The following is a 24841-nucleotide window of genomic DNA, read 5'->3' as shown; positions in this document are numbered from 1 at the left end:
TACCATCCCAAAGGTGCGATCGCGCCTTATTGAGCATTATCAACAAGGAGAGTCTTAAAGCTTAATCAATCATACTATCCGTAGGTAGAAACTCTTTGAGCGTTTCTGTCTCACCAGCTTTCACCACTGGAAGAGAAAGGGGTAATGAACTGGCGATCGCAAATAACTGTTCTAGTTGACTCAGACCTGTCAAGCCACCACATAGCAATACTTGGTCGCCGATTCGCAAGTCCATACCGCCATCAGGATAGCGAATAAATTTCCCATCGCGCCGGATCGCTTGTACCTGTACTCCATACTGCTTACCGATCTCTAAATCTTTCAGGGTTTTACCCAGTGTTGGCGCATCTGCATTGACTGTAACCCACTGACAAGCACTATTTTCTCCAGGAACAACAGCTTGTCCTTTAGCTAATTCTGCTAAAGCCGCTAGTTCTTCATCTGCTCCCACCACTAGCAAGCGATCGCCTTGTTCCAATATGGTTTGATTATTGGGATAATCGATTTCTTCGCCGTTAGCGCGGCGAATTGCCATCAAACTTGCTCCTGTTAAATAGCGCATATCCGCCTCTTCTATGCTCATGCCAATTAAGGGCGAATTAGCTGGTAAAGGATACCAGCGCTGATTTAAATCGCGGGTTGCTTGGCGTAAATCATGAGCTACTTCTGTTGCAGAACGCTCTGGCCGCAAATCTAAGTAATGATCGTTGCGGATTTGCTGCATTTCTCGTTGTACCACAGGTGGCGAGAACAAGCCTAAGCCAGTTAATAAATAGGTTGCCATTTCTAAGCTGGCTTCAAACTCTGGTTGTACAACTTCCCTAGCTCCCAATTGATACAGCACCTCAATATTTTTATCCTGGGTAGCACGGACAACCAAATCTAATTCTGGGCGCAATTCCAAAGCGCGTTTCAAGCAAAGACGAGTACTTATGGGATCGGGGAGTGCGATCGCCATTCCTTTGGCATGATTCACTCCGGCAGTTTCCAAAACGTGTAAACTTACGCAATTACCATAGACATAAGACACCCCAGCCTCACGTAACTGCTGAATTCTACTCTCTGATTGGTCGATTACCACCACAGGTAGGTCGTGTTGCAACAACAACTTCACCAAATTCTTGCCGACTCGCCCATAACCACAAACTACCACATGGTCTTTGAAGGGCAAATCTTCCGATACATCCCGCGCTTCATCTTCTTCTAAGTACGGTTTCAACCAAGGCATTGATTCGGCAAAGTTAAATAAAAATGGCACTAACCGCAGTACAAAAGGAGTCAGCATGAGAGTGACTGCGGTAGTTCCCAAAATTAACAAGTATATTTGTCGAGATACCAGCCCCAAAGACTGCCCTTCACTAGCGAGAACAAAGGAAAATTCCCCAATTTGCGCCAGTCCCAAACCAGCGATGATGGCTGTTTTCAAAGGATAGCGGAATAGTTTTACTAGGGGCGTGATAATCAAAAATTTCCCGACAAAAACTATTGCTACCAACCCCAAAATTAATTCTAGGTTGTTCCACAAAAACACTGGGTCAATTAACATCCCAATGGCGGCAAAAAATAAACTGGCAAAGATATCTCGCAGTGGTTCGACATAAGTCAGGGTTTGATCGGCGTACTCCACCTCAGAAATCATCAAACCCGCGACAAATGCGCCCATCTCAATGGACAGTCCTAAATGCTCTGTCAATAGAGCAATGCCCAAACATAGGGCTACGACTCCTAATAAAAATAGTTCTTTGCTTTCGGTACGGGCTAGCAGTTGCAACAAAGGCGGTATCACCCAAATCCCCGCAGCTACTGCCCCAGCAGCAAATAAAGCAATCGAAGCTAACGCTGTTAGGACGGCGATGCCAATAGTTTCTGCTGGTTGGTTGAGGGCTGGTAAGACTGCTAACATCAGTCCCAGTGCCAAGTCCTGAACTACCAAAATCCCTAGCATTACTTGCCCGTGAGGCGTTTCTGTTTCATTGCGCTCCATCAAGCACTTGAGGACAACTGCTGTGGAAGATAAAGAGAGAATACACCCTAAAAACATCCCCTTAGCAGGTAAGGCTCCCCAGGCTCCGCTTAACCCGCATACTAAAACTGTTATCAAAATCGTCAAAGCAATCTGGAGTCCACCTCCACCAAGAGCGATCGCTTTTACTTTCTTGAGTTCCGCAAAGGAAAATTCCACACCCAAGGCGAATAACAAAAAGGCGACTCCAAACTGTGCCAGAGTCTCCACTTGAATAAGTTCTTTAATCAATCCCAGTCCTGTTGGCCCAATGACTATCCCGCCAATGAGATACCCCAGCAACACGGGTTGTCGCAAAAGTGCCGCCAATAGTCCACCGCAGGCTGCAACGCCTAGAACTAAAACTAAATCAACAATTAGCCTAAAATCTTCTTGCACCAGTTTTAAAAGAACTATTAATTAAGACCTATTAATTCAGCATACAAAGTTTTACGATCTCAAACTGCTTGTTTGGTGAAGGGACGACAAAATTTCTATATTAGACTCGTCCGAAAAAGAATGTAGAGACGTAGCACTGCTACGTCTCTACAAGGGTTTTGGATAACGCATATTTAATTTCACCAGATGTCTAATAGGGATTGGGAATTGGGAATTGGGAATTGGGCATGGGGAGTTTTTAGGTTGTTCACGAGTATCAAAGACTCATTAATGGAGTTCAAAGGCTCATTAATGGAGTTCAGAGGCTCATTAATGGAGTTCAAAGGCTCATTAATGGAGTTCAAAGGCTCATTAATGGAGTTCAAAGACTCATTAATGGAGTTCAAAGGCTCATTAATGGAGTTCAAAGGCTCATTAATGGAGTTCAAAGGCTCATTAATGGAGTTCAAAGGCTCATTAATGGAGTATCAAGGGTGGATGAACCGAGTTTTTTAACTTCAGCCCAATGCCCAATGCCCATTAAATTTTCGGCGAACCGAGGGCATTCAATAATAGTAGCGACCACGGCAGTTTAATATCAGGTATAAGCCATGAATACTTTCTCAGTACGGGTAATGCAGCAGGTAGTACAAAACGCAGAGAGCGTAACGACGCGGGGCGATCGCCATTTTCATCTACAAGATTATATTTCTTAGCCAGTTCGGCAACAATCTGCACGCGTCCTGTATGCTGTATAACATTTGGATCGCAAGCCAGTGCAGCGATCGCTCGTCCAGTGAATAAGGGAGTTTCCCAGTTGTAGCGATCGCTTAAAAATGAGAAATTATTTTCAGTAGCATTGGTTTGATTCATTTCAGAAGCAAAACTGGAAAAAAGCTCAGTACCAACAATACCTGGCCAAATTGAAACAGAAGTGACATTATGAGGCTTTAACTCAACAGCCATATTAGCAGCTAGGCGATCGCAAGCTGCTTTACCAACACCATAAGCTGTATCAAAGATATAAGACATCCCGCCCCATGAGGAAATGGTGCAAATTAGTCCAGAGTTACGCTTAGTCATCATCCGAGCCGCAAAAACACTCGCAACATAGTGGCTGCGGAGACCAACGTTATTGCTAGCATCCCAAAGACTTGGTTCAGAATCCCAAAAAGGCTGCCCATGAGCGTCTTTTATTGCCTGAACTCCTGAGTAAGCATTATTTACCAGTAGGTCGAGTTGGCCATTCTGCTCATCTTGAATGCGATCGAAAAGCAAACGCACCTGCTCATCGTCACTATGGTCTACTTGGACGGGAATACATACACCACCGACTTCCTCAACGGCTGATTTCGTTTCACTAAGACTTCCTGAAACCCCGTCACTAGAAGAATTGTTGAGGCTGCGACCCGTGATGTATACAGTTGCACCTGCCTCACAAAGACCAATGGCAATTCCTCTACCAATTCCCCGCGTAGCACCTGTTACTAAAGCCACTTTACCTTCAAGATGTTTCATGAGCGCTCATTTCTAATCTTTTACCGTTAAATATTGATTATTACAATATTCTTTCGTAGCAGTGACTGAAACAACTTCTACTTCGATCGGTTTTTCTTTAGTTCCATCGAGCAGAAACTCACTAGCTCCTTCACGAGGTTTTTTTGGATTTCCCCAATCATAGGTGTAACCTAAACCTGTCCAAGGATAATTTTCTTGACTACCAACTGCATAAGAAGTTGTGTATATCTCTTGCAAAATCGGATAACTAGCAGGAATCGGTATATTAAAAACATTACAACTAGAATCATTAATTTCTGGATCGACACATGGTCTACTTAAATCTTCAGCTTTCACCCACATTTCGACAAAATGCGTTTTATTTGAGTACCTATTTAAAATTAAGCCTAAATACTGCTGTAACCTCAGAGAAAGCATAATATTACCGGGAATATTTATACCGATCCCCTTACAATTTTGACAAAATTCTTTAACTTGAGGAACAGCTGTTAACCAAGTCCGTGCTTTTATACTTTGTTTTGTACCTACTTTCCAATCCTCAGTTGGGTTTTTGACATATTTCCAACTCGCCATTAGATATTCAATTTTGCCATTATTTTCTCTCCACTTTGTTTGAGGATTAGTTTTTGATAATAACCAAAGATTTTTTACTACTTTCTCTTCACTCGGTCTTTTTGCATCCTCAATCGCTGCATCTAACTGCTTTTTCAAAGCTTTATAACTTTCTGGTTTATTTTTCTCCAAATACTCATTGACATTTGGATTAGTTTCTAATTGCGCTAATAAATCCTTTCTGAGGTTTGATGTCCTCTGTATGGGAATTTCTGTAGCCAGTAAACTGGAATATCCAACTGCCAAAAATGCACTTGTCAAGCCTAAAAATACTTGAGTCTTTAATTTTCTCATTAAAATAATCCTGTTGATTTACAACAAGCGGGTGAATGTTCTAGCCCATGTAATATATGGGTTCAACTCAAAGATTAAATCTGATTTTATATTTATGTTTGGCTGAGAGAATATTATGCTTAATATTTTTAATTAACTCTATCTGTAGAAAAATGAATAGAGCTAGTACCGCAAGGCGGAATTCAAAATTCAAAATGACGCTCTCTACGAGACGCTAAAAGCGAACGCGGACTCGCTCTAAGCGTTGGCGCAGCCTCTCGTAGAGAAGCCATGCCGCAGGCTTTACGCTGCGCTAACAAAATTCAAAATTAATACAGCGTAAGCATTTCATTGGTTTTGAATGGGTGGTTTATTTACGCCGTACTGTACTAGTAGTCTGTCACAGGCATCACAACAGATTAATAGAACTCATAATCAGCAGGGGCTAATATTAGGGACTTCCAAATAAAAAAATATTCAATTATTGATTGTGGGGTGGGCATCTTGCCCGCCCAGTTTATATGGCGGGCAAGATGCCCACCCCACAAGATTGGATAATTTATTTCTTGGAGTTCCCTTAGACAAAATTCGCCCTCATCCCCCAACCCCTTCTCCCAATTTTGGGAGAAGGGGAGCGAATTTAAAAGTCCTTCTCCCAAGCTTGGGAGAGGGATTTAGGGTGAGGGCAAGGGATTCATGCAACGAGTCTATTGTTTACTCAGCATTTTCTTTTTCCGGCTGACATATCTGCGACAGGAAGCGATCGCAGTTAACAGGAAAAAATTAAGTATAATTACTTAAAAATTACAGCCATTTTCAGATAAATCGACTATATCTTACGGATACAGCAATGCTCATTAGTCTGTCCCTGGAAAATATTACGAGGCAACACTAACAATCTTTCGCCTGCGGAAAACATTGTTTTCTCGTTTATATGAGGGGTCTAACCCTCCACTTATCACAGTGGGAAGGGGTTTTGGTCAAGCCATGCTTGTTGGTAATCAGCTTGAGCGTTTATTCACAGGATGACGCTGGCTAAACAAGCGATTAAACTATGGATAATGTCGAGCAATTGTTGCTTTTAACACCACTTACATAAATTTAATCTCATTGTTAAATCTAAAACCTCATCCTGTTATATAAAATACCAGTTATGTCAGCGTATCAAGGAAGTTGTGGGGAGACCACTGATGTGATTATTAGTGTTCACAACCAAGAAAACCTCGAATTAACAGCAAATTCTGCTCCTGTGGGTGCTCTTGCCACAAGACAAGGAACTTTTTCTAAGTTTCTTGCTCCCTTGACTCAGGATACTTTTAAACAGGTGGTTCAGGATGTCGAGCAAAAATTACAGATTGTTCATCAAACCCTATCAATGCTTGATTCTCATGGGTTTGAAACAATTCTGCAAGAAATGTTGCATTCGATTACCTTGAAAACCGGGGAATTACTGGGGGCAGACCGGACGACGATATTTTTATTGGATGAAGAAAAACAAGAACTTTGGTCAATTTTAGCTGAGGGTGAGGGCGGTCGCTCTTTAGAAATTCGCATCCCCGCTAATAAAGGCATTGGTGGTGAAGTCGCCACTTTTAAAGAAGTTATTAATATTCCCTTTGATTTTTATAACGATCCGCGATCGCATTTTGCCCAAGAACAAGAAAAGAGAACTGGCTATCGCACCTACACTATGTTAGCTTTGCCACTCTTAAATGAACACGGGCAATTAGTTGCAGTAGTGCAATTACTGAATAAATTAAAATCTAAGAATAATCACAATGCTCCACTTGCAGAGCGCATTGATACTAAAGGTTTCACCAGTGCTGACGAACAATTATTTCAAGAATTTGCCCCTTCGATTCGCCTGATTTTAGAGTCCTCGCGCTCTTTTTATGTAGCTACCCAAAAACAAAGAGCAGTGGCGGCGCTGATGAAGGCAATCAAGTCACTTTCTCAAAGCAGTCTCGACTTAGAAGACACCCTTAAACGGGTGATGGATGAAGCCAAAGAACTGATGAATGCCGATCGCAGTACACTATGGTTAATAGACCGCGATCGTCATGAATTGTGGACGAAAATTACTCAGGATGATGGTTCAACCAAAGAGTTACGAGTCCCCGTAGGTAAAGGTTTTGTTGGGATAGTAGCGGCTTCTGGCAAGAAACTGAATATTGGCTTTGACTTGCACGACCATCCTGACTCGAAGACATCCAAAGAATTCGACGAGGAAAATGGCTATCGCACCTGTAGCTTACTTTGTATGCCAGTATTTAACGGCGATGAACAACTAATTGGCGTTACCCAACTATTAAATAAAAAGAAATCTGGTGATTTTCCACCTTATAATCCAGCTGATTGGCCCAAAGCTCCCGACTGCTTCCAAGCTAGCTTTGACCGCAACGATGAAGAGTTCATGGAAGCTTTTAATATTCAAGCGGGAGTAGCGCTGCAAAATGCCCAGTTGTTTGCCACAGTCAAGCAACAAGAACAAATGCAACGGGATATTTTGCGTAGCCTTTCCAATGGAGTGGTTTCCACTGATAAAACTGGGTTAATTATCGCCGCCAATGAAAGCGCCCAACGTTTACTAGGACTGGGAGTTGATCACCGTTTAGAAGGTAAATTAGTTACTGATGTCATTGGTATCAAAGAAGGCGACTTTAGCAAGTGGTATCAGGATGCTTTACATGCAGTTGACTTAAAAGGCCGCCAGCAATATTACCCCGATCGCACACTTTTAAGCACTGGTACACAACAGCATAGTATTAATTTATCGATTAACACAATTGCCGATGCTAGCGACCAAGAGCAAGTCCGTGGGGCGCTGGTGGTGATGGAAGACATCAGTGATGAAAAGCGGCTCAAGAGTACAATGTACCGCTACATGACCCAGGAATTAGCCGAAGAATTGCTGAAATTAGATGATGCTAAACTAGGAGGCGATCGCAAAGAAGTTTCGATTTTATTTTCCGATATTCGCGGCTACACCACATTAACAGAAAACTTAGAAGCAGAAGAAGTGGTGAGTATGCTCAATGAATATTTTGAATCAATGGTGGAGGCAGTATTTAAACATAAAGGCACTCTTGACAAATACATCGGCGACGCTATTATGGCTGTGTTTGGTTCTCCTCTACCATTAGAAGAACACGCTTGGATGGCAGTACAAACATCCTTAGAAATGCGCGTTCGCCTGCACGAATTTAATCAACGTCGCTATGCAGATGATAAGCCCAGAATTAAAATCGGCATTGGCATCAACTCAGATACCGTGATTAGTGGGAATATTGGCTCTAGTAAGCGGATGGAATTTACTGCCATTGGCGATGGCGTTAATCTTGGCTCCCGATTAGAAAGTGTCAGTAAACAGTATGGTTGCGATATTATTATTAGCCATAACACTTTTAAACCTTGCCAAGAAAACATTTGGGCTAGGGAACTAGATTACATTCGTGTCAAGGGTAGAAACGAACCAGTAGCCATATACGAATTACTGGGTTTGCGTTCAAATCCGATTGAAAGCGAAAAATTGCAAGTGATTGAGCACTATCATAAAGGGCGTGAGTATTACCTCCAGCGGCAGTTTTCTCGTGCCAGGGCTGAATTTGCTAATGTTTTGGCAGCAGACAGCCAGGACAAAGCTGCCATGTTGCATCTGTTGCGTTGTCAGCATTGGTTACAATCACCCCCAACAGAATCAGATTGGGATGAAGGAGTCTGGACATTTCAGGAAAAATAATCGGGAGCATCCCGTTTTGGCAGATCGCCCCTGCGCTAAGGCGCACGCTACAGTCTGTTACCCAGGTATAAAGCAATACGGTTCAGTTAAGGCTAAAACTTTTTGGGAAGGTTAATTTTTTTTTAACGTAGACGCTTCTCTACGAGACGCTACGCGAACGGCTTCCCGCAGGGGTACCGCAGAGGCGCAGAGAGAAGGAGGAAATGCTTAACTGAACTGTATTGAGGTATAAAGTGTGTTTTACTCCTGTTAGCGCAGCGGGGCGTAGCCCATTCTGAATTCTGAATTCTGAATTCTGCTGTATTAATCTGTCTCTATAAGAGAATGACTCATTAATTTTCACTCCCTCAGACAATATTCTATAACTATAATGATGGTGAAGCAGATAATATTTAACCTTAAATATCTAAAATAATAGGCTGTTTAAATAGATTAGCTTGCTATATTAGGAAATTAAACAATATGTTGAAAAATGACTTTTAGTAAATCTCCTTGTTTAAAAGGCTTAGTTAAATAGCCTGATGCTCTCACCATCTTAGCTTTAGCTCTATCTAGGAATCCTACTTTTTCTGACACCATAATAACAGGTGTATTTTTAAAATATGAGTGTTTACGCAGCAAAGAGCAGAGTTCATATCCATCGAGATTAGGCATTGATATATCCAACAAAATTATGTTGGGTTTTATACGGATAATCTCCATTAAAGCTTTTAAAGAATCAGTGACTCCGATAACGGAAAAGGTTTGCTCATCTAAATAACTTTTAATAGCATTCGATACCGTAGGACTGTCATCAATACACAAGATTGTGTAGATTTTTCTGTCAGCAGGTGGTTGGATGATTTGCTGACCTCTATGTTCATTAGTATTAATCGAGTAGGCTGCTGGTTTAGAGCCGTGTATTTTAGGCAACTTTGGCGTAGTTTTGGCTTTAGATTGTAGCTCATTTATTTGGAAAAATTGTGAGGTATGCGATTGATAACTTGATGATGTTTGACGATAAGCCGCTTCTCTTTCAGAGACGCTAACGCGAACATTTTGGGGCGTTAAACATTGTTCAACTAATAAACGAACATTTAGATGACAAAACTTTGGCATATCATCCAGAAAACTCTCAGGAATAAATTCATAACTTCCCTCCTCTAAATTCAGAAATGACTCTAGAACTTCTAGCGCCAATTGCTCTATTAGCATTGCTGCTTGAGAAGAACTGATATATTTCTGATTGACTAACCAACAAATAGCCAGATAATCTGGGTTCGGTATTGCCTGATTTTCAATACCAGTTTCAAATATCGCCCGCAACTGATCTTTGATTCCGTCAGGGACAGTAGAAATTTGCTCGCTCAAGCGTTGCAAATTTCTGTAAAGCGGCTCAAACATTTTCTCTGAGTAGCTGGCATAAATTAGTTTCCCCTCATCTACATATATTGACCAAGAGCCTGATGTGCTAAACACTTGTAAACAACCAGTAACCGACTTACCAGTGATTTTTTTCAACAAAGGTAGGGGCTGGAGCTTTTGGAAAAATCTGTATCTACTAATCGGAAGTGTCTTCATTGCGATCGCTTTAGAATAAAATTAACATTTGCAGGCAAAATTAGTGAATTACCTTTTCGGAATTCACCGTGACTTTGTTGGAAGGACTTTTCAGATAAATATAGCGGTCATATTTGAGTTAGTACAGAGATTCCACACCCCCCAACTCTTAATTCACCAATCTCTGTTAAGCTATAATCCACAACTTACAGCTAAACCAATTAATGCTACTGACCAATAGCAAAATTGCCCGACTAGTTGTCAGGATATAGTATTTCAAAAATTAGATTGGTTTTCTGTATCTTTAGCTAATCTAGCCAATCTAACAGTAACTCAAGTGCCACACAAAGACCATTGGCTCTCGCCCATCAGTCACAAAAGTATCATTGTTATCCGTATTTTGCAGCCTAAAATTATAGATACTTTAGTCCTCTTGCAAAAGTTTTTTGTCCCTAATCTTGAAGTCGGGAGCGACCAAAATCTACTTTAATGTAAATGTAAATGTTTCTCCATCAAGGATTATAGGCATTAAGTCCGCGCTGAGGAAGTATGTTTTTATATCCGTGACGAAAGTCATCGGGTACTTTTTCAAGAGGTTTATTCTTAAGGGTAACTTCACCAAAGAAAAAGTATTATTAAAAACTAAGCATTCCAAAAGTTCAATATCTTACTTAAGTTTGTGATTGTAGAGCAACTCTTAGTGTCGGGATTCGGCAAAATTATCACTTGCACAAGAGAATGGCAAACCTCCGACCAAGAATGAGTTTGCTGATAATTGCCGCCATGATGGTGTGTGGTGAGATGCACAGGCGACCAAATCAGCAGAAGGGAATCTCTTCATAAGTACTGAAAACGGGTTCTAATGTTGTGTGGGGCTAAATAGTCATCCTGCACAAATTGGAGTGACAAATTCAAGAACTTACAGGGAAATTCTTGATTAGTAGTAAATACCTTGCAATATAGCTGTTTTCAGCTAGATGGTAGATAACAAGTAACATACTCACTAAAACTTAGGTTACTATAATTTTCAAAAAAAATTAGCAGGAATATATAAACTTCATGATAAATAAGTAAAGTAAACATGAAAACTAATTAATATCATCTTCCAGAAAATTGTTATAAATATTTATTTGTTTAGATGTCCGGGAAAGCTGAAAATGTATAGTAAAAGATAATTATATGTCTGCTGATTGAATCACACTTATAAAAAACTGAATCATTTTATGGTAGCAATTCACCCAAAAAATCCTAAGTTTGAAAAGTCACCAATATAAATACAAAATTGTACGCGTAGGCATAGCCTGTTGTAAATATCGCATTCATTAACCCATAAGATATATGTAGCGAAAAGACGCAAATAAATTCTTTGCGTCTTTGGCGTGAGATTTATAAGTGGAAATTCTCACCGTTATACTTCTCCATCTACTTAAAATTGCTCCCGCCAGCACCAGCTTAAAAGTGTACCACCAGCTACTAGCTTCACTACTTCCAGTAGCCAATAACTAGCGTGTAGTAAATTCATTGTCGATGGAATAGCAGCAGCAGCTTCAAATAAGTTGAGTTGAACTCCTATAGCGCACATCTGCGGAGTTAAGAAATAGGTATCAAGGACAGCTATAGTTAGCAGCAGCACAGATAAAACAATACTGCCAATACTCCAGTGATATCGGGTTTTGCTTAAAGCTAGTGCCCCAGTCAAGACTACAGCAGCTGATAATAATTCCATCCGATTGAAGTTCCAAAAAATCGTATAGCCTGCTGTCGTAAAACCAGCTTGACTCATCATCCCAGAAAGATAAAGGCTAGGCATAATTACCCAGTCTAAAACTAGACTAGCACTGAGCCAAAAGCCCAAGGTCAATACGATCGCGGTTTGCCAAATTGGTCGTTTGAATTCTAGGTTAGAAATAGCAGTCATAAAATAATTGCGTGTGTTGTATTTCTTTAGTTTCTAACTTCACCAGCAGTTTGACAACTAATATCAACTAACCTTTACAAAGCGATCGCTCTTATATTCTGAAGTCAATACCAAGATTTTTTAAACTAAGTTAAGAAATCTTAAGTTTTTATAAAAAGTAATTTCAATAGATTTTGTCTGCTTAGAAATACTCAATTTTTTTCTATCGAAATTGACTTGTCAAGCAATATCCGATGTTGAAGCAGACACTTCAATTATTTTGTACCTCATATACTTGAAAACTGCTGTATGAAAATTCTTATTTGATTAGCTTCATATTGGCTGATAGAGTAACCCAGAATATTCATCCATGAATTATCTCTAGCCCGACGATAATCCTACCATCACCAACAATAGTATTTTGGAACAAGGCATTGTTAATGTAACCGAAATCACTAAGGTAAGACCCTTTACAGTAACGTTGTAATTTTTTAACGCAGATATAATATAAAAACAGCGTGTCTTCCATGATGTCTTAGAGGATGTTTGAAAAGTCGTCTTATCGGTATCAAAAGTTTTAGATCCCCCTAAATCCCCCCTAAAAAGGGGGACTTTGATTCCGGTTCCCCCTTTTTAAGGCAGGGCCGTTTCATTCGATCTCTTAAGGATTTTGTCAAGAGTATGAGTCAGAAATTTGCTTGAGTGGGAGAAATAAAAACTACCACCTCAACCAGTAAATTTAAGTGTTAACGCCATTTTCTTGCCCAATCAAATTTTTTAATCACTTGATTTTTTTGCTTGAAACGCTTGTAAATCAGCGCCTTTTAGGGAATGAAACAGCCCTGCTTTTTAAGGGGGGTTAGGGGGGATCAATAAGTGCCTAAAATCACAGCCAAAGACTTTTCAAACAACCTCTTAGACTACGCTACTTGCGATCGCATCTAGTGGTAATATTTTGCTATTTATGTGAATTAGTGTACTGTTGAGTTCATCCGGTAAATCGCGATCTTTTACCCGTGAACCATGCACGCAAAAGTGAAACATTAGACTTTTTGCAGAAGTGGGGAAAAGGATAAGGAGTAAAGGGTAAAGGTATGGAATTTTCCCTTACCCTTTCCCCAACACCTTGTAAAAGTAACTTTTGCAAGATGTTTATTGTATGTACGTGCCTCTATAACCGACAAAGCGACGGATTTCGGGCAACGCAACGCATAATTAAACTCACCAGATATCTCTTAGATATAGCTACTGCATAAAACATCTTGTTGTATAAAGTATCTATCTTTAGACATACTTTTTTGCAAATACTTGGTTATTCAGTACACCTCGCATGGTGGATTGACTTAAATATATTTACAAATGTTATGATTTATATTATTGTAATGTTATGATTTGTGTTGGACTTTTCAGTAACCTACTAGTAAAGTATTTGCTGGTTTAACCTGAAAAGCCTTAATTTAGGACTAACAAAGCAATTTAAGCAAACTTAAAAACCTCTAACACAGACAACTGTTCCTTAAAAAAGTTAATTTTTTGTTACCAGTAGATCAGATATTTAAATTCTGAATTTTCAGGGGTTGCTGAAGTATCTATATTAAATACCGAGCAGTAAATTGACTGAAAAAGGAGGTATGTACTGACCCTATGAAGAGAATGCAGTTAGTCATCTTTGTTTTAAGCCATTTTATGGTTTGAGACTAATTCAAAAAACAGCAAGATGAGGACTAATCATGCCTGTAAATATCAAATGTCAGCCTGGAGATAGACAATGATAAACAATATCAGTAGTTTACTTAGATATGAGTTTTGCAAGGTCTAACGATCGGAAAGTTGCTAGAGGTAAATATAGTGGAGTTAATAAGAATTAAGATAAACTTCTTAAAAGTCCACCGTTATTCTGAAGCAAAGATAGTGTAGCGAGTTTAGTAATATAAGGTTTGAGATTAATGCTCATAAACAGCGAACTAACGATTAATCAGGGTTCTAATCTAAAATTGAAGCTGGGAGATAAACGATACAATAAGTTATCTCGGTTAGAATTTTTGCGGAATCGTACAGTTGGAAAGCCACTATACTTAGATATAGTGGAATCAATCTGAATTCAGATGAGTTTCCCAAAATTAAAGTCAGTAATCCACAGAAGAAGCAGGCAAATATTATTCCAATATATTGCTAGTGGGTCTAGTTGACTTGTTTGAGGTTATGCCGAATTAAAGGCTAACCCATCTACAGAATTTACTCAAATGAATGGTGTTGTTTAAAAACATTGCCAGTCAGTAATAAACATTAGCTTTTTATTAAAAGCTAATTTTGTCCTGTCTTTTATCTGAAAGGATAAAAAGCATGGTTGCTTGCTGGCATACATTAGGGTGAATCGCAATTATTACCGAAATCTCACAACTTTTTAATTGGAATAAGGGCAACAAAATGAATAAGGTTCAAGCATCATTTGAAGCTACCGAAACTGCGTTTCACGTGCAAGGTTACGAAAAAATCGATTTTAGTCTTGTCTATGTGAACGGTGCATTTGATATTGAAAACAGAGAAATTGCAGATAGTTACGCAAAATTTGGGCGCTGTCTGACTGTAATTGATGCCAATGTTCATGAACTTTATGGGGATCAGATCAAGTCATATTTTAGACACTATGACATTGAACTGACAGTATTTCCGATCATCATTACAGAGACAGCTAAAACCCTGGCAAGCTTTGAAAAAATCATTGACGCTTTTTCGGACTTCGGCTTAGTTCGTAAAGAACCAGTCTTAGTTGTCGGTGGTGGTCTAATTACTGATGTGGCTGGGTATGCTTGCGCTTCTTACCGTCGCAAGAGTAACTACATTCGCATTCCTACCACGTTGATTGGTTTAATCGATGCAGGTGTAGCAATTAAGGTTGCAGTTAATCATCGTAAGGAAAAAAATCGCTTGGGAGCATATCATGCACCGTTGAAAGTGATCCTGGATTTCTCATTCTTGAAAACCTTGCCAACGGCTCAAGTTCGTAATGGGATGGCAGAGTTGGTGAAAATTGCGGTAGTTTCTAACTCTGAAGTTTTTGAACTCCTATACGAATATGGCGAAGAACTGCTTTCCACTCATTTTGGACACGTGAATGCAACGCCGGAAATTAAAGAGATTGCCCATAAAGTCAACTACGAGGCAATCAAAACCATGTTGGAGTTAGAGACTCCTAACTTGCATGAAATAGACCTCGATCGCGTTATTGCCTACGGTCACACTTGGAGTCCTACCTTAGAATTAGCACCTCAGATACCCCTATATCATGGTCATGCGGTCAATATAGATATGGCTTTGTCTGCAACCATTGCAGCACAACGCGGCTATATCCCAACAGGAGAGCGCGATCGCATTTTAGACTTGATGAGTCGTATCGGTTTATCACTCGATCATCCTCTACTAGATGGAGATTTGCTCTGGGATGCTACCCAGTCTATAAGCTTGACACGAGATGGCAAACAACGTGCAGCTATGCCTTCTCCGATTGGTGAGTGCTTCTTTGCCAACGATCTGACTCGTGAAGAACTTGATGCGGCCCTAGCTGAACACAAACGTCTTTGTGCTAAATACCCTCGTGGCGGAGAAGGTGTTGACGCATACATTGAAAGTCAAAAAGGCAAGCTAGTAGGGGTGTGAAGATATGACGAGTGTTTTAGGACGAGAAACAGCTAGACCGATAACGCCACATAGCATCTTAGTAGCCCAGCTACAGCAAACCCTCAAATTAGCAGAAGAGAATAACATTCCCGTAGAGATATTAGATTCTTTACGGCAGGGTGTTCAATTAGCGGCGGGTTTAGATCCCTACTTGGATGATTACACCACGCCAGAATCGAGCGCATTGACAGCATTGGCGCAAAAAACTAGCATTGAAGACTGGAGCAAACGCTTCAGTGATGGTGAAACAGTGCGTCAACTAGAGCAGGAAATGCTCTCAGGACATCTGGAAGGACAGACATTGAAAATGTTTGTTCATATCACCAAAGCAAAGCGCATTCTAGAAGTAGGAATGTTCACAGGGTATTCAGCTTTAGCAATGGCAGAAGCATTACCAAGTGATGGGCAACTTATCGGTTGCGAAGTAGATCCCTACGTGGCTGAATTTGCTCAAGCTTGCTTTAGTGAGTCTCCCCACGGCGATAAAATCGTTGTGGAAGTAGCACCTGCCTTAGAGACACTCCACAAGCTAGCTGCCAGAAATGAAGTATTCGATCTGATTTTCATTGATGCGGATAAAAAAGAGTATGTAGATTACTTCCAGACCATTTTGGATAGTAACTTACTGACTCCCGACGGGTTCATTTGTGTGGATAACACTTTGTTGCAGGGACAAGTTTACCTACCATCAGAACGACGCACCGCCAATGGTGAAGCGATCGCTCAGTTCAATCGTATTGTCGCTGCCGATCCTCGTGTAGAGCAAGTTCTGTTACCCATCCGAGATGGTATAACCCTGATTAGACGCGTTGTGTAATCGACAGATGAGCAGAGAAGTCTGAGAAGTTGTTTGAAAAGTCCTATTGTAGGTATCAAAACGTTCTAGATCCTCCTAAATCCCCCTTCAAAAGGGGGACTTTAATTCCGGTTCCCCCCTTTATAAGGGGGGTTAGGGGGGATCAACAAGTGCCTAAAATCACAGTCAAATACTTTTCAAACATCCTTTAAGCCTTGGCTTAGACTTCAAAGGGATGAACAAGATAAGAAGGAATAATTTCCGCTTGCTTCCTCATCTCTTCTCAAGCAATTTTTTGCAATCGTAGTTGTTATATAAAATACAACGGTACTTAGGAAGATGAATCATGCCAGTACTTCGCATCCTTCATTTAGTTGGATCTGCATACAATCATTTTTATTGTGAGTTGTCACGCAATTACGCCCAAAGCTGTCTGATAGCTACGGCAAATCCATCGCTCTATGACTTTCTGATTGCATACATCACACTTGATGGCCAATGGCGATTTCCTTCTTCTCTCAGTCCAGAAGATATTGCTGCCGCTAAACCGATGCCTCTATCAGATGCCATACAGTTTATAACAGCGCAAAACATTGACCTGATGTTGCCACAAATGTTTTGTCTCCCTGGAATGACTGACTATCGGGCACTATTCGACTTGCTAAAGATCCCTTATATAGGCAATACTCCAGATGTGATGGCAATCACGGCCCACAAAGCCAAAACTAAAGCAATTGTCGCAGCAGCAGGGGTGAAAGTGCCTTCTGGAGAATTGCTCCGTCAAGGAGACGTTCCGACAATTACACCTCCAGTAGTCATCAAACCCGCAAATGCCGACAACTCTTTAGGAGTGTCCTTAGTCAAAGAAAAGAGTGAGTATGACGCTGCCTTGAAGAAAGCATTTGAATTTGCTTCGGAGGTAATTGTAGAAACATTCATTGAAGCCGGTCGAGAAGTCAGATGTGGCGCCATTGTCAAAGATGGGGAGCTAATTGGTTTACCTCTTGAAGAGTATCAAATAGACCCGCAAACTAGACCCATCCGCAGCTATACTGACAAATTCAAAATACCAATCGAGGGCGACTTGGCTTCAACTGCTAAAGATTATGTTCCAGGTTGGATTGTAGATATTAATGACCCAATTACCCAAAAGGTTCAGCAAGAAGTAAAGAAGTGTCATTTGGCTTTGGGCTGTCGCCATTATAGTTTATTTGACTTCAGGATCGACCCACAGGGACAACCTTGGTTCTTAGAAGCTGGATTATTTTGTATTTTTGACCACAACGCGGTGATTGCCTGTACGGCGAACGCAGCGGGAATTCCTTTAAATGAGTTATTTATGACGGCAGTGAATGAAGCGTTGAGCGCGATCTAATGTCCGGCAAATCACCTTTTTAGCTTTTTTCTGACTTGGAATAGCACAAGGTTTTCACTAGCGACAAGTAATAGAACTCGAATGTAGATTATTTGAGTCAACCAAGCATATATCATGTCACAATTACAACTATGAGGGAGAAGATTTTTGCAATATTCCAAAACTTGGGTACTCTTGCATTACTGGCGATCGCATTTCCCTTTAACTGCACCGTCGTACTAGCATTGCTACTGTGGAATTTTTTCAGCCGATCGAATGCTAATCTTGTGGTTTTAAACGAGAATCCTAAAAATATCTTGATCGGTGGCGGTAAAATGACCAAAACCCTTCAGCTGGCGCGATCGTTTCACGCGGCTGGGCATCGAGTTATTTTATTCGATCTCGAAAAATACTGGTTCAGTGGTTATCGATTTTCTAACTCTGTGGCTGGCTTTTACACGGTTCCTGACTCACACGAAGACAAAGACGGCTATACTCAAGCCGTGCGTGCGATTGCTAAAAAGGAAAACATAGACTTTTTTGTGCCGGTAGGCATTTTTGCTGCCAGCTACTTTGACTCGGAGCGCAAGCCAGTGTTATCAGGCTATTGTGAGAATTTCCACTTCGATGCTGATACAATGAGTATGCTCGATAACAAGTTTAGCTTTGCAGAAATTGCCCGCTCACTGTCGCTATCTGTTGCGAAAACTTTCTTAATTACAGATCCCGAACAAGTTCTTAAATTCGACTTTACCAACGAAAAGCGCAAGTACATTCTCAAAAGTATTGTCTATGACTCTGTTTTACGCTTGGATCTAACTAAGCTACCAATGGATTCTCAAGGGAAAATGGCGCTTCATGTCAAAAGCAAGCCAATTAGTAAAGATAAGCCTTGGGTATTGCAAGAATTTATTCCTGGAACAGAATACTGTACTCACAGCACAGTGAGAAATGGTGAATTAACGGTACACTGCTGCTGCAAATCATCTGCTTTTCAAGTCAATTACGAAAACGTCGATCGCCCAGAAATTAAAGAGTGGGTGAGTCATTTTGTCAAAGAACTACAACTGACTGGACAAATTTCTTTTGACTTCATTCAGGCGGAAGATGGAACGGTTTATGCGATCGAGTGCAACGCCCGTACTCACTCTGCAATTACAATGTATTACAACCATCCAGGTTTAGCGGCTGCCTATCTTAGTAAAGAGCCTCTAGCTGAACCTCTGCAACCTCTGAGTGATAGTAAGCCTATTTATTGGCTTTATCACGAACTTTGGCGACTTAATGAAATTAGATCGTTAAAGCAGTTGCAAAAATGGTTTAAAAATATTTGGCAAGGAAAGGATGCAATCTTTGAAGTAAACGACCCGCTACCGTTCTTAATGGTACATCACTGGTACATTCCTTTACTATTACTCGATAGTTTGCGCTCCTTAAAAACTTGGGTGAGGATTGATTTTTGCATCGGCAAACTCATACAGTTTGGAGAAGACGTAAAATATAAAACCTCTATCTCTGCAACCCCTGAGTGATAATAAGCCTATTTATTGGCTTGCTCACGAACTTTGGAGATATTAATGAATTAAATCCTTAAAAAGGAAGCAAGGGCAGGATTGCATCTCCTTGTCTCTTTAAATTCTTCCTATGCACCAGCCATTGATTCCACTATCATGTCAAAATTCTAACTATGAGAAAGCATATTTTTGTAGTGTTCCAAAATTTGGGCACTCTTGTATTACTGGCACTGGCATTTCCCTTAAACTGCATTGTTGTCTTAACATCGCTACTATGGAACTTTGTTAAGCAACCATTCGGTAAGTCAATTGTTGTCAACCCCAATTCCAAAAATATCTTGATTGCTGGCGCAAGAATGACTAAAACCCTTCAGCTAGCGCGTTCATTTCATGCTGCTGGGCATCGGGTTATTATAATTGACATTGAGAAATTCTGGTCAAGTGGTAATAAATATTCCAACTCTGTTGCAGGCTTTTATACCGTTCCCGATCCAAGCAAAGACTTAGAAGGCTACGTTGAAAGCCTGCACGCGATCGCTAAAACAGAAAAGATCGACTTTTTTATCCCGGTAGCCATTTTTTCCGTCATTCACTACGATCGAGGCCAGCCACCATTACCAGACTTTTGTGAATTTTTCCACTTCGATGCTGATGTCACAAAGCTCCTGGATGATAAGTTTGCCTTTTCCGAAACAGCGCGATCGTTTGGTTTATCTGTCCCCAAATCTTTCAAAATTACCGATCCCGCACAAGTCCTCAACTTTGACTTTTCTCAGGAGAAGCGCAAATACATTCTTAAAAGCATCCCCTACGATCAAATACGTCGCTTGAATCTCACCAAGCTACCTTGCGATACCCCATCAGAAACAGCGGCATTTGTCAACAGTCTGCCCATTAGTGAGAAAAACCCCTGGATTATGCAGGAATTTATCCCTGGAAAAGAATACTGCACTCACACTACCGCGCGAGATGGAGAGTCAAGAATGTACTGCTGCTGCGAGTCATCCGCCTTTCAAGTCAACTACGAAAACGTTGATCGGCTAGAAATTATGCAATGGGCGAGTCATTTTACCAAAAAACTGGGAAAAACCGGGCAACTTTCCTTTGACTTCATCGAGGCAGAAGACGGAACTGTTTACGCGATTGAGTGTAACCCCCGGACTCACTCCGCCATTACTATGTTTTACAATCATCCAGGAGTAGCGGATGCCTATCTTGGTAAAGAACCTCTGGCTGAATCTTTGCAACCTCTTCCTGATAGTAAGCCAACCTATTGGCTGTACCACGAAGTTTGGCGGCTAAATGAGATTAGATCGTTTAAGCAACTGCAAACCTGGGTAAGAAACATCAGACGGGGGAAAGAAGCAATTTTTGAGGTGAGCGATCCCTTACCCTTCCTGATAGTACATCACTGGCAGATTCCCTTACTCATTCTCGACAACTTAAGAAAACTCAAAGGTTGGATAAGAATAGATTTTAATATGGGCGAGCTTATAGAGTGATACCAATCCACATTCTAAAACGTAATATTTGACATTCAAATTGCATATTGGATATGTAATAACAGATTTCTAAAAATTTTACCAAGGCAGGCAGGAGGCAGATCGCTTTTAGCGTCTTCCCTTCTCCCAAAGGGAGAGGCTAGCGCCAAGGGAGAAGGCAGTTCTTGCTGGAGGAAAACTGCCCTCACTCTTGAACTGCCGCGACCAGAGGGTCTTGGGTTTAAGACAAGAACTCCAAATTTTCAATTTGGTGGCTCTTTTTCAGGAGGGGTTTGAATCCCCAACGGAGGTAAAACCTTCTGCCTCCTTCAACCTAACTACCCAAATCTTTTTTAAGAATGAGTGGGACAAGTGATGCTAATCGTAATTGTTATAGAAAGTTACCCAACTCACATCCAAGTTTAGAGTATCTAACAAGTAGAGATTAAAAAACAGTGGTTTAGTTTCCAAGACTCCAAGCGATGTCTACGACGGGCTACGCCTACGCTTAACTATTTAATCTAACGTTTGTAAACCAAGAAACCCGCGATCGCATCCAAAAGTGCTTCTGGCTCATCTGCGCGGATCAAATGACTGCTATTCTCAAAAATTCTCAAATCTGCATTAGGAATTGCCTGAGCAATTTCTTCAGAAAATTCTGGGGCGCAAATCCAGTCATGCCGACCTGCAATCACTAAAGTAGGTGCGGTAATTTTGTGTAACTGGTCAAGAATATTGTAGTTGCGGAGGAAACCGCCAAAAGCAACATTAATCGCATCAACTGAGAGAATATTTCGCTGCCAAGCAATGCCTGCTGTGGTGGGATTATATCTTAGCGAATACATTGATCCCAACACTTGAAAATACTGTCTTAGCTGTTCTTCATTTTCAAAGTTTCCATCCCAAAGCCTTTGAGCGCTTGTTTTTTGTTCTTCAGTTCCCTTTGATGCGAGGATTTCCTTAGCCCGTTCTAAAAAGCCACTATGGGCTGCCGTGGCAATCACAATCAGATGAGAGACATTCTGAGGATAGCGGACTGCATAAGTCAGAGCCACCATACCACCGTAAGAACCGCCAATCACAACGATTTTGTCCAGACCAAGGTGTTGGCGCAACGCTTCCATATCTTCAACATTATTGTCTAGAGTATAGGTTTCTTTAAGCCCACGAGCAGACCTTCCTTGACCGCGATGGTCAAAATAGACTAGTTGAAGTTTTTGGCTTAAAGTCGAGAAGGTTGGTTTGAAGGAAGTATGATCTGCACCAGGCCCACCGTGAATTAGAAAGGCGACAGGTTTAGAGCAGATGTTCACGCCATCCACCACTAATGCAGAACCTTCCACATCAAAGAAAATCTCTGTATCTCTTATTTTCGCTCGCATTTTCGGGATTGTATAAAATTACGTGACTTACGCCTAATTATGAATGAGGTTAGCGCAGCAAGACGTAGCCCATTATGAATTAGTAATTATTTGGTTAGCTGTCTCTCAAGCATTTTTTCTTAATCAATTCAAACTATAACCACAACAGAATGGAGGCGATCGTTATCATGGCTGTATAATTTACAGCAAGTTTTTCATATCGGGTAGCAATGCGGCGAAATTGCAAGAGTTATGTTGATAGCGCGTTCAACAATGTTGCGTTGACTTAAGTCTCCTCGGTTCATCATCATCACAAAGCGATCGCTCCACGGCACAACACCTTATGAATATCTGCTCTACAGTTCCAAAATCTCCCGTCGCAACGATGGACAATTAATTACGCGATCGCGATTTAAAGAAGTACCAGCACATTGAAGTAGGCGGCTGGTGGTGCTTGGCACGGCTGAGGGAAACTGTTGACCGTCAGTCACATTTGGGTGAGAGAGTGGGGTATGGGTGTTGTAGGGAATGGCTCTACTTTATAGTGGGGAATGGCACTAAGAAAACGTGAAACCTCGTCTGGGCTATCGCTAACATTCCGCTGTTGTCAGCGGCGGATAATGACGATTTGAGCTATGTTGAACAGAATTTTCAATCGGAGTCATTGCAGACTTGGGGCAAGCGTGGTATAGAGTATGGCCAAGATTGGTTTTGAATTACTTGCGTATCCTCTTGGGCAAACACAAGTCCCCCCTGCTCCCGTTCGGCTACGCTCACGGCAAGCCTGCTCCCTTCTTCCTGCCTCCTTTTATCCTCTTGAGCAAACGCAAGGGCATCTCCAGGGCGAAGCAAGCAAATTGATACAGGAGAGGCGATCGCTCCATCTTTGCGGGTTCCAGAGCGCACAGTTCCTACCTGGCAAACATGCTCTGGGGTTGGATCGACTGCCATAATATGTGCTTGCGATCCATCAAGACAAGGGCCAAGGCCGCGCTGCCAATACCAAGGCGCACCCCCATCGGAGTACGGTACAATTTGTTTGGCATTCCAAATTTCCGCTACATCAATTAAATCATCGGCATCGCACATCATCTTTTGGCGGACTTGCCAGCTGTTCTCTGGCACAAAAGGAAGATAGCGAGCGACTGATGAAAAGAGATACTGAATCGGATACAGTCCGAAACCTCGATATCCACCAAATAAAGTATCAAGGGAACCATAACGCTCTAAGGCTACGGCTGCGAGTTTTTTGACATCTCCAAGGCAGTCACTCCCTGAATCTGCTGTGAGCGCAACGCGGCGATCGCAATACTCAATTAAATAGGTGTTGCCCTCATTGCGAATCTCTGGGTGCAGGGCTTGGGCAACCGTTGGCTGTTCCCCGTAGAAGGGCAGGGCAATCACTCGCATTCCACCAATTCGAGTTTCGTCAAACCAGCGTAGTGTATGAATATTCTCAAACCCAAGCTGACGCAGCCGCAACGCCATATCAATTGCCAGTACAGATTCTCGCTTAACTTCGGGAACGAAGATTGGTGTGCTAGCAATAACTCGCAACAAGGTTCCTAAATCAAAATGATCGGGGTGAGAATGGGTGATAAATACTGCATCGGGTTGTCCCATTTCCTCTAAGCTGAGGGGTTGGTAGTTTGGCGGATAAACTTCAGACTTGGGCAACAGAAATGGATCGAAGAGAATGCTAAAGTTGCCATCACTGAGCCGGAGGCTGGAGTGACCGACAAAAGTGGCATGGCCTAGTTGCGGTTTGACGGATAATTCGTTGACTTCAACCAGTGCACCATAATCATCTAATGCGTTCCATAACTCACGAGCAATGGTTGTAGTTGGAGCATTACTTCCTTCTTGCCATTCTCCTAGATACAAAGCAAGCTCAGATAGGAGATTGGGAGATAATTTTTGGATGACAATAGTTTCGCCAATATTGCGTTCTAGCTCAAGGGCAACGGGTTTAACAGCTTTGGGATCGGGATATAGCCAATCTTCTAAGAGAATATTAGGACGCTGATACAAATCTGCTAGACCACCCGGAACCATTGTTGATGCCAGTAATTCACGCGCATGAGCCACAACATTTGCAAGACCATATCGATTGCGGTGTGCTGTGATGCTGGCGCAGTAGCGACGAATGGTGGTGTCACATTGTCCAGTCACAGCACTACCAAACTTGGTTTCGTCCTGATAGATAAGTTGAAATTTAATGCTGCTGCTTAATCTTTGACGTATCATAAGCAAGTTATTAAAAGTCTACAATTTAACGTTATCCCTGGTCTAAAGCACCTAAGTTGTACACACAAGTCTTTTGACCTGTACCTTAGTTGCATCGACCTCAATAACTGTTCGGTTAAGCAAGAGCAAGAGACGCGATAAATCGCGTCTTTGTCATGTAAAATTTTCATCAAAAAACCTTAACCGAACTGTATTGGCATCGACCTGTACCTTAGTTGCATCGACCTGTACCTTAGTTGCATTGCCCTGCACCTTAGTTGCATTGTCCTGCACCTTAGTTGCATTGCCCTGTACCTTAGTTGCATTGCCCTGCACCTTAGTTGCATCGCCCTGTACCTTAGTTGCATTGCCCTGCACCTTAGTTGCATTGCCCTGCACCTTAGTTGCATTGTCCTGCACCTTAGTTGCATTGCTCTGCACCTTAGTTGCATCGCCCTGCAAAAATTAATTTA

At 41.4% G+C, this 24841-nt stretch carries 17 protein-coding genes and 1 pseudogene; 7 read left to right on the top strand and 11 right to left on the bottom strand.

Annotated elements, in window-relative coordinates:
* Positions 1-61: 61 nt before the first annotated feature.
* Positions 62-2401 (bottom strand): cation:proton antiporter domain-containing protein, encoded by a 2340-nt coding sequence (locus tag V7K44_RS07015; protein ID WP_334929932.1) that lies wholly within the window; start codon positions 2399-2401, stop codon positions 62-64.
* A gap of 186 nt (positions 2402-2587) precedes the next feature.
* Between V7K44_RS07015 and V7K44_RS07010 the strand changes: the two genes are divergently transcribed.
* Positions 2588-2896, top strand: a complete 309-nt coding sequence (locus tag V7K44_RS07010) for a hypothetical protein (protein ID WP_334929930.1) — start codon at positions 2588-2590, stop codon at positions 2894-2896.
* 24 nt (positions 2897-2920) lie between these two features.
* Here the strand turns inward: V7K44_RS07010 and V7K44_RS07005 are convergent, their stop codons facing one another.
* On the bottom strand, positions 2921-3898 hold the full coding sequence (locus V7K44_RS07005; protein WP_334929929.1) for an SDR family NAD(P)-dependent oxidoreductase: 978 nt from the start codon (positions 3896-3898) through the stop codon (positions 2921-2923).
* Positions 3899-3910: 12 nt separating this feature from the next.
* Positions 3911-4804, bottom strand: a complete 894-nt coding sequence (locus V7K44_RS07000; RefSeq protein WP_334929927.1) for a hypothetical protein — start codon at positions 4802-4804, stop codon at positions 3911-3913.
* Between the two features lie 1132 nt (positions 4805-5936).
* Here V7K44_RS07000 and V7K44_RS06995 point away from each other — a divergent pair.
* Positions 5937-8522 (top strand): GAF domain-containing protein, encoded by a 2586-nt coding sequence (locus V7K44_RS06995; RefSeq protein WP_334929924.1) that lies wholly within the window; start codon positions 5937-5939, stop codon positions 8520-8522.
* Between the two features lie 453 nt (positions 8523-8975).
* Here V7K44_RS06995 and V7K44_RS06990 read toward each other — a convergent pair whose 3' ends face one another.
* From V7K44_RS06990 to V7K44_RS06980, 3 genes are all read right to left on the bottom strand, one after another.
* Positions 8976-10082, bottom strand: coding sequence for a response regulator (locus V7K44_RS06990; protein WP_334929922.1), 1107 nt, complete (start codon positions 10080-10082; stop codon positions 8976-8978).
* A gap of 1405 nt (positions 10083-11487) precedes the next feature.
* Complete coding sequence (locus V7K44_RS06985; RefSeq protein WP_334929920.1) at positions 11488-11979, bottom strand: hypothetical protein; 492 nt, start codon at positions 11977-11979, stop codon at positions 11488-11490.
* 894 nt (positions 11980-12873) lie between these two features.
* On the bottom strand, positions 12874-13002 hold the full coding sequence (locus V7K44_RS06980; RefSeq protein WP_334929918.1) for a hypothetical protein: 129 nt from the start codon (positions 13000-13002) through the stop codon (positions 12874-12876).
* A 1383-nt stretch (positions 13003-14385) separates the two neighbouring features.
* On the opposite strand from V7K44_RS06980, the gene V7K44_RS06975 reads away from it, so the two are divergent.
* The 5 genes from V7K44_RS06975 (at position 14386) to V7K44_RS06955 (ending at position 20802) form a co-directional block, all read left to right on the top strand.
* A complete protein-coding gene (locus tag V7K44_RS06975) occupies positions 14386-15615 on the top strand; it encodes a sedoheptulose 7-phosphate cyclase (protein WP_334929916.1) in 1230 nt (409 codons plus the stop codon).
* A 4-nt stretch (positions 15616-15619) separates the two neighbouring features.
* Complete coding sequence (locus tag V7K44_RS06970) at positions 15620-16453, top strand: O-methyltransferase (protein WP_334929914.1); 834 nt, start codon at positions 15620-15622, stop codon at positions 16451-16453.
* A gap of 325 nt (positions 16454-16778) precedes the next feature.
* Positions 16779-17807 carry a D-alanine--D-alanine ligase family protein gene (locus tag V7K44_RS06965; RefSeq protein ID WP_334929912.1) on the top strand — a complete coding sequence of 343 codons (1029 nt, stop codon included), beginning with the start codon at positions 16779-16781 and terminating at the stop codon, positions 17805-17807.
* A 131-nt stretch (positions 17808-17938) separates the two neighbouring features.
* Complete coding sequence (locus tag V7K44_RS06960) at positions 17939-19318, top strand: ATP-grasp enzyme (RefSeq protein WP_334929910.1); 1380 nt, start codon at positions 17939-17941, stop codon at positions 19316-19318.
* Positions 19319-19473: 155 nt separating this feature from the next.
* Positions 19474-20802, top strand: coding sequence for an ATP-grasp enzyme (locus V7K44_RS06955; protein ID WP_334929908.1), 1329 nt, complete (start codon positions 19474-19476; stop codon positions 20800-20802).
* A 500-nt stretch (positions 20803-21302) separates the two neighbouring features.
* On the opposite strand, the gene V7K44_RS06950 is transcribed toward V7K44_RS06955, so the two are convergent.
* From V7K44_RS06950 to V7K44_RS06930, 5 genes and pseudogenes are all read right to left on the bottom strand, one after another.
* Positions 21303-22163 carry an alpha/beta fold hydrolase gene (locus V7K44_RS06950; RefSeq protein ID WP_334929906.1) on the bottom strand — a complete coding sequence of 287 codons (861 nt, stop codon included), beginning with the start codon at positions 22161-22163 and terminating at the stop codon, positions 21303-21305.
* 133 nt (positions 22164-22296) lie between these two features.
* Positions 22297-22426, bottom strand: a pseudogene (locus V7K44_RS06945) (IS5-like element ISMra2 family transposase); the annotation flags it as partial.
* 72 nt (positions 22427-22498) lie between these two features.
* A complete protein-coding gene (locus tag V7K44_RS06940; RefSeq protein WP_334929904.1) occupies positions 22499-22633 on the bottom strand; it encodes a hypothetical protein in 135 nt (44 codons plus the stop codon).
* A 160-nt stretch (positions 22634-22793) separates the two neighbouring features.
* Positions 22794-24389, bottom strand: coding sequence for an MBL fold metallo-hydrolase (locus V7K44_RS06935; RefSeq protein ID WP_334929902.1), 1596 nt, complete (start codon positions 24387-24389; stop codon positions 22794-22796).
* Between the two features lie 153 nt (positions 24390-24542).
* Positions 24543-24830 (bottom strand): hypothetical protein, encoded by a 288-nt coding sequence (locus V7K44_RS06930; RefSeq protein WP_334929900.1) that lies wholly within the window; start codon positions 24828-24830, stop codon positions 24543-24545.
* Between the last annotated feature and the right edge of the window lie 11 nt (positions 24831-24841).

Origin of the sequence: Nostoc sp. (assembly GCF_036917235.1) — a bacterium.
GTDB lineage: Bacteria > Cyanobacteriota > Cyanobacteriia > Cyanobacteriales > Nostocaceae > Nostoc.
Note: the sequence above shows the minus strand (reverse complement) of the source record. Positions and strands in the feature narration are given on the sequence as shown.

Excerpts from the sequence above, each read along its gene's own strand:
- V7K44_RS07000 (WP_334929927.1), bottom strand. The coding sequence starts at position 4,804 with ATGAGAAAATTAAAGACTCAAGTATTTTTAGGCTTGACAAGTGCATTT.
- V7K44_RS06970 (WP_334929914.1), top strand. The coding sequence starts at position 15,620 with ATGACGAGTGTTTTAGGACGAGAAACAGCTAGACCGATAACGCCACAT.
- V7K44_RS06960 (WP_334929910.1), top strand. The coding sequence starts at position 17,939 with ATGAGGGAGAAGATTTTTGCAATATTCCAAAACTTGGGTACTCTTGCA.
- V7K44_RS06955 (WP_334929908.1), top strand. The coding sequence starts at position 19,474 with ATGAGAAAGCATATTTTTGTAGTGTTCCAAAATTTGGGCACTCTTGTA.
- V7K44_RS06950 (WP_334929906.1), bottom strand. The coding sequence starts at position 22,163 with ATGCGAGCGAAAATAAGAGATACAGAGATTTTCTTTGATGTGGAAGGT.
- V7K44_RS06935 (WP_334929902.1), bottom strand. The coding sequence starts at position 24,389 with ATGATACGTCAAAGATTAAGCAGCAGCATTAAATTTCAACTTATCTAT.
- V7K44_RS06980 (WP_334929918.1), bottom strand. The coding sequence starts at position 13,002 with ATGTTTCACTTTTGCGTGCATGGTTCACGGGTAAAAGATCGCGATTTA.
- V7K44_RS07005 (WP_334929929.1), bottom strand. The coding sequence starts at position 3,898 with ATGAAACATCTTGAAGGTAAAGTGGCTTTAGTAACAGGTGCTACGCGG.
- V7K44_RS06975 (WP_334929916.1), top strand. The coding sequence starts at position 14,386 with ATGAATAAGGTTCAAGCATCATTTGAAGCTACCGAAACTGCGTTTCAC.
- V7K44_RS06990 (WP_334929922.1), bottom strand. The coding sequence starts at position 10,082 with ATGAAGACACTTCCGATTAGTAGATACAGATTTTTCCAAAAGCTCCAG.
- V7K44_RS06985 (WP_334929920.1), bottom strand. The coding sequence starts at position 11,979 with ATGACTGCTATTTCTAACCTAGAATTCAAACGACCAATTTGGCAAACC.
- V7K44_RS06965 (WP_334929912.1), top strand. The coding sequence starts at position 16,779 with ATGCCAGTACTTCGCATCCTTCATTTAGTTGGATCTGCATACAATCAT.
- V7K44_RS06995 (WP_334929924.1), top strand. The coding sequence starts at position 5,937 with ATGTCAGCGTATCAAGGAAGTTGTGGGGAGACCACTGATGTGATTATT.
- V7K44_RS07010 (WP_334929930.1), top strand. The coding sequence starts at position 2,588 with ATGTCTAATAGGGATTGGGAATTGGGAATTGGGAATTGGGCATGGGGA.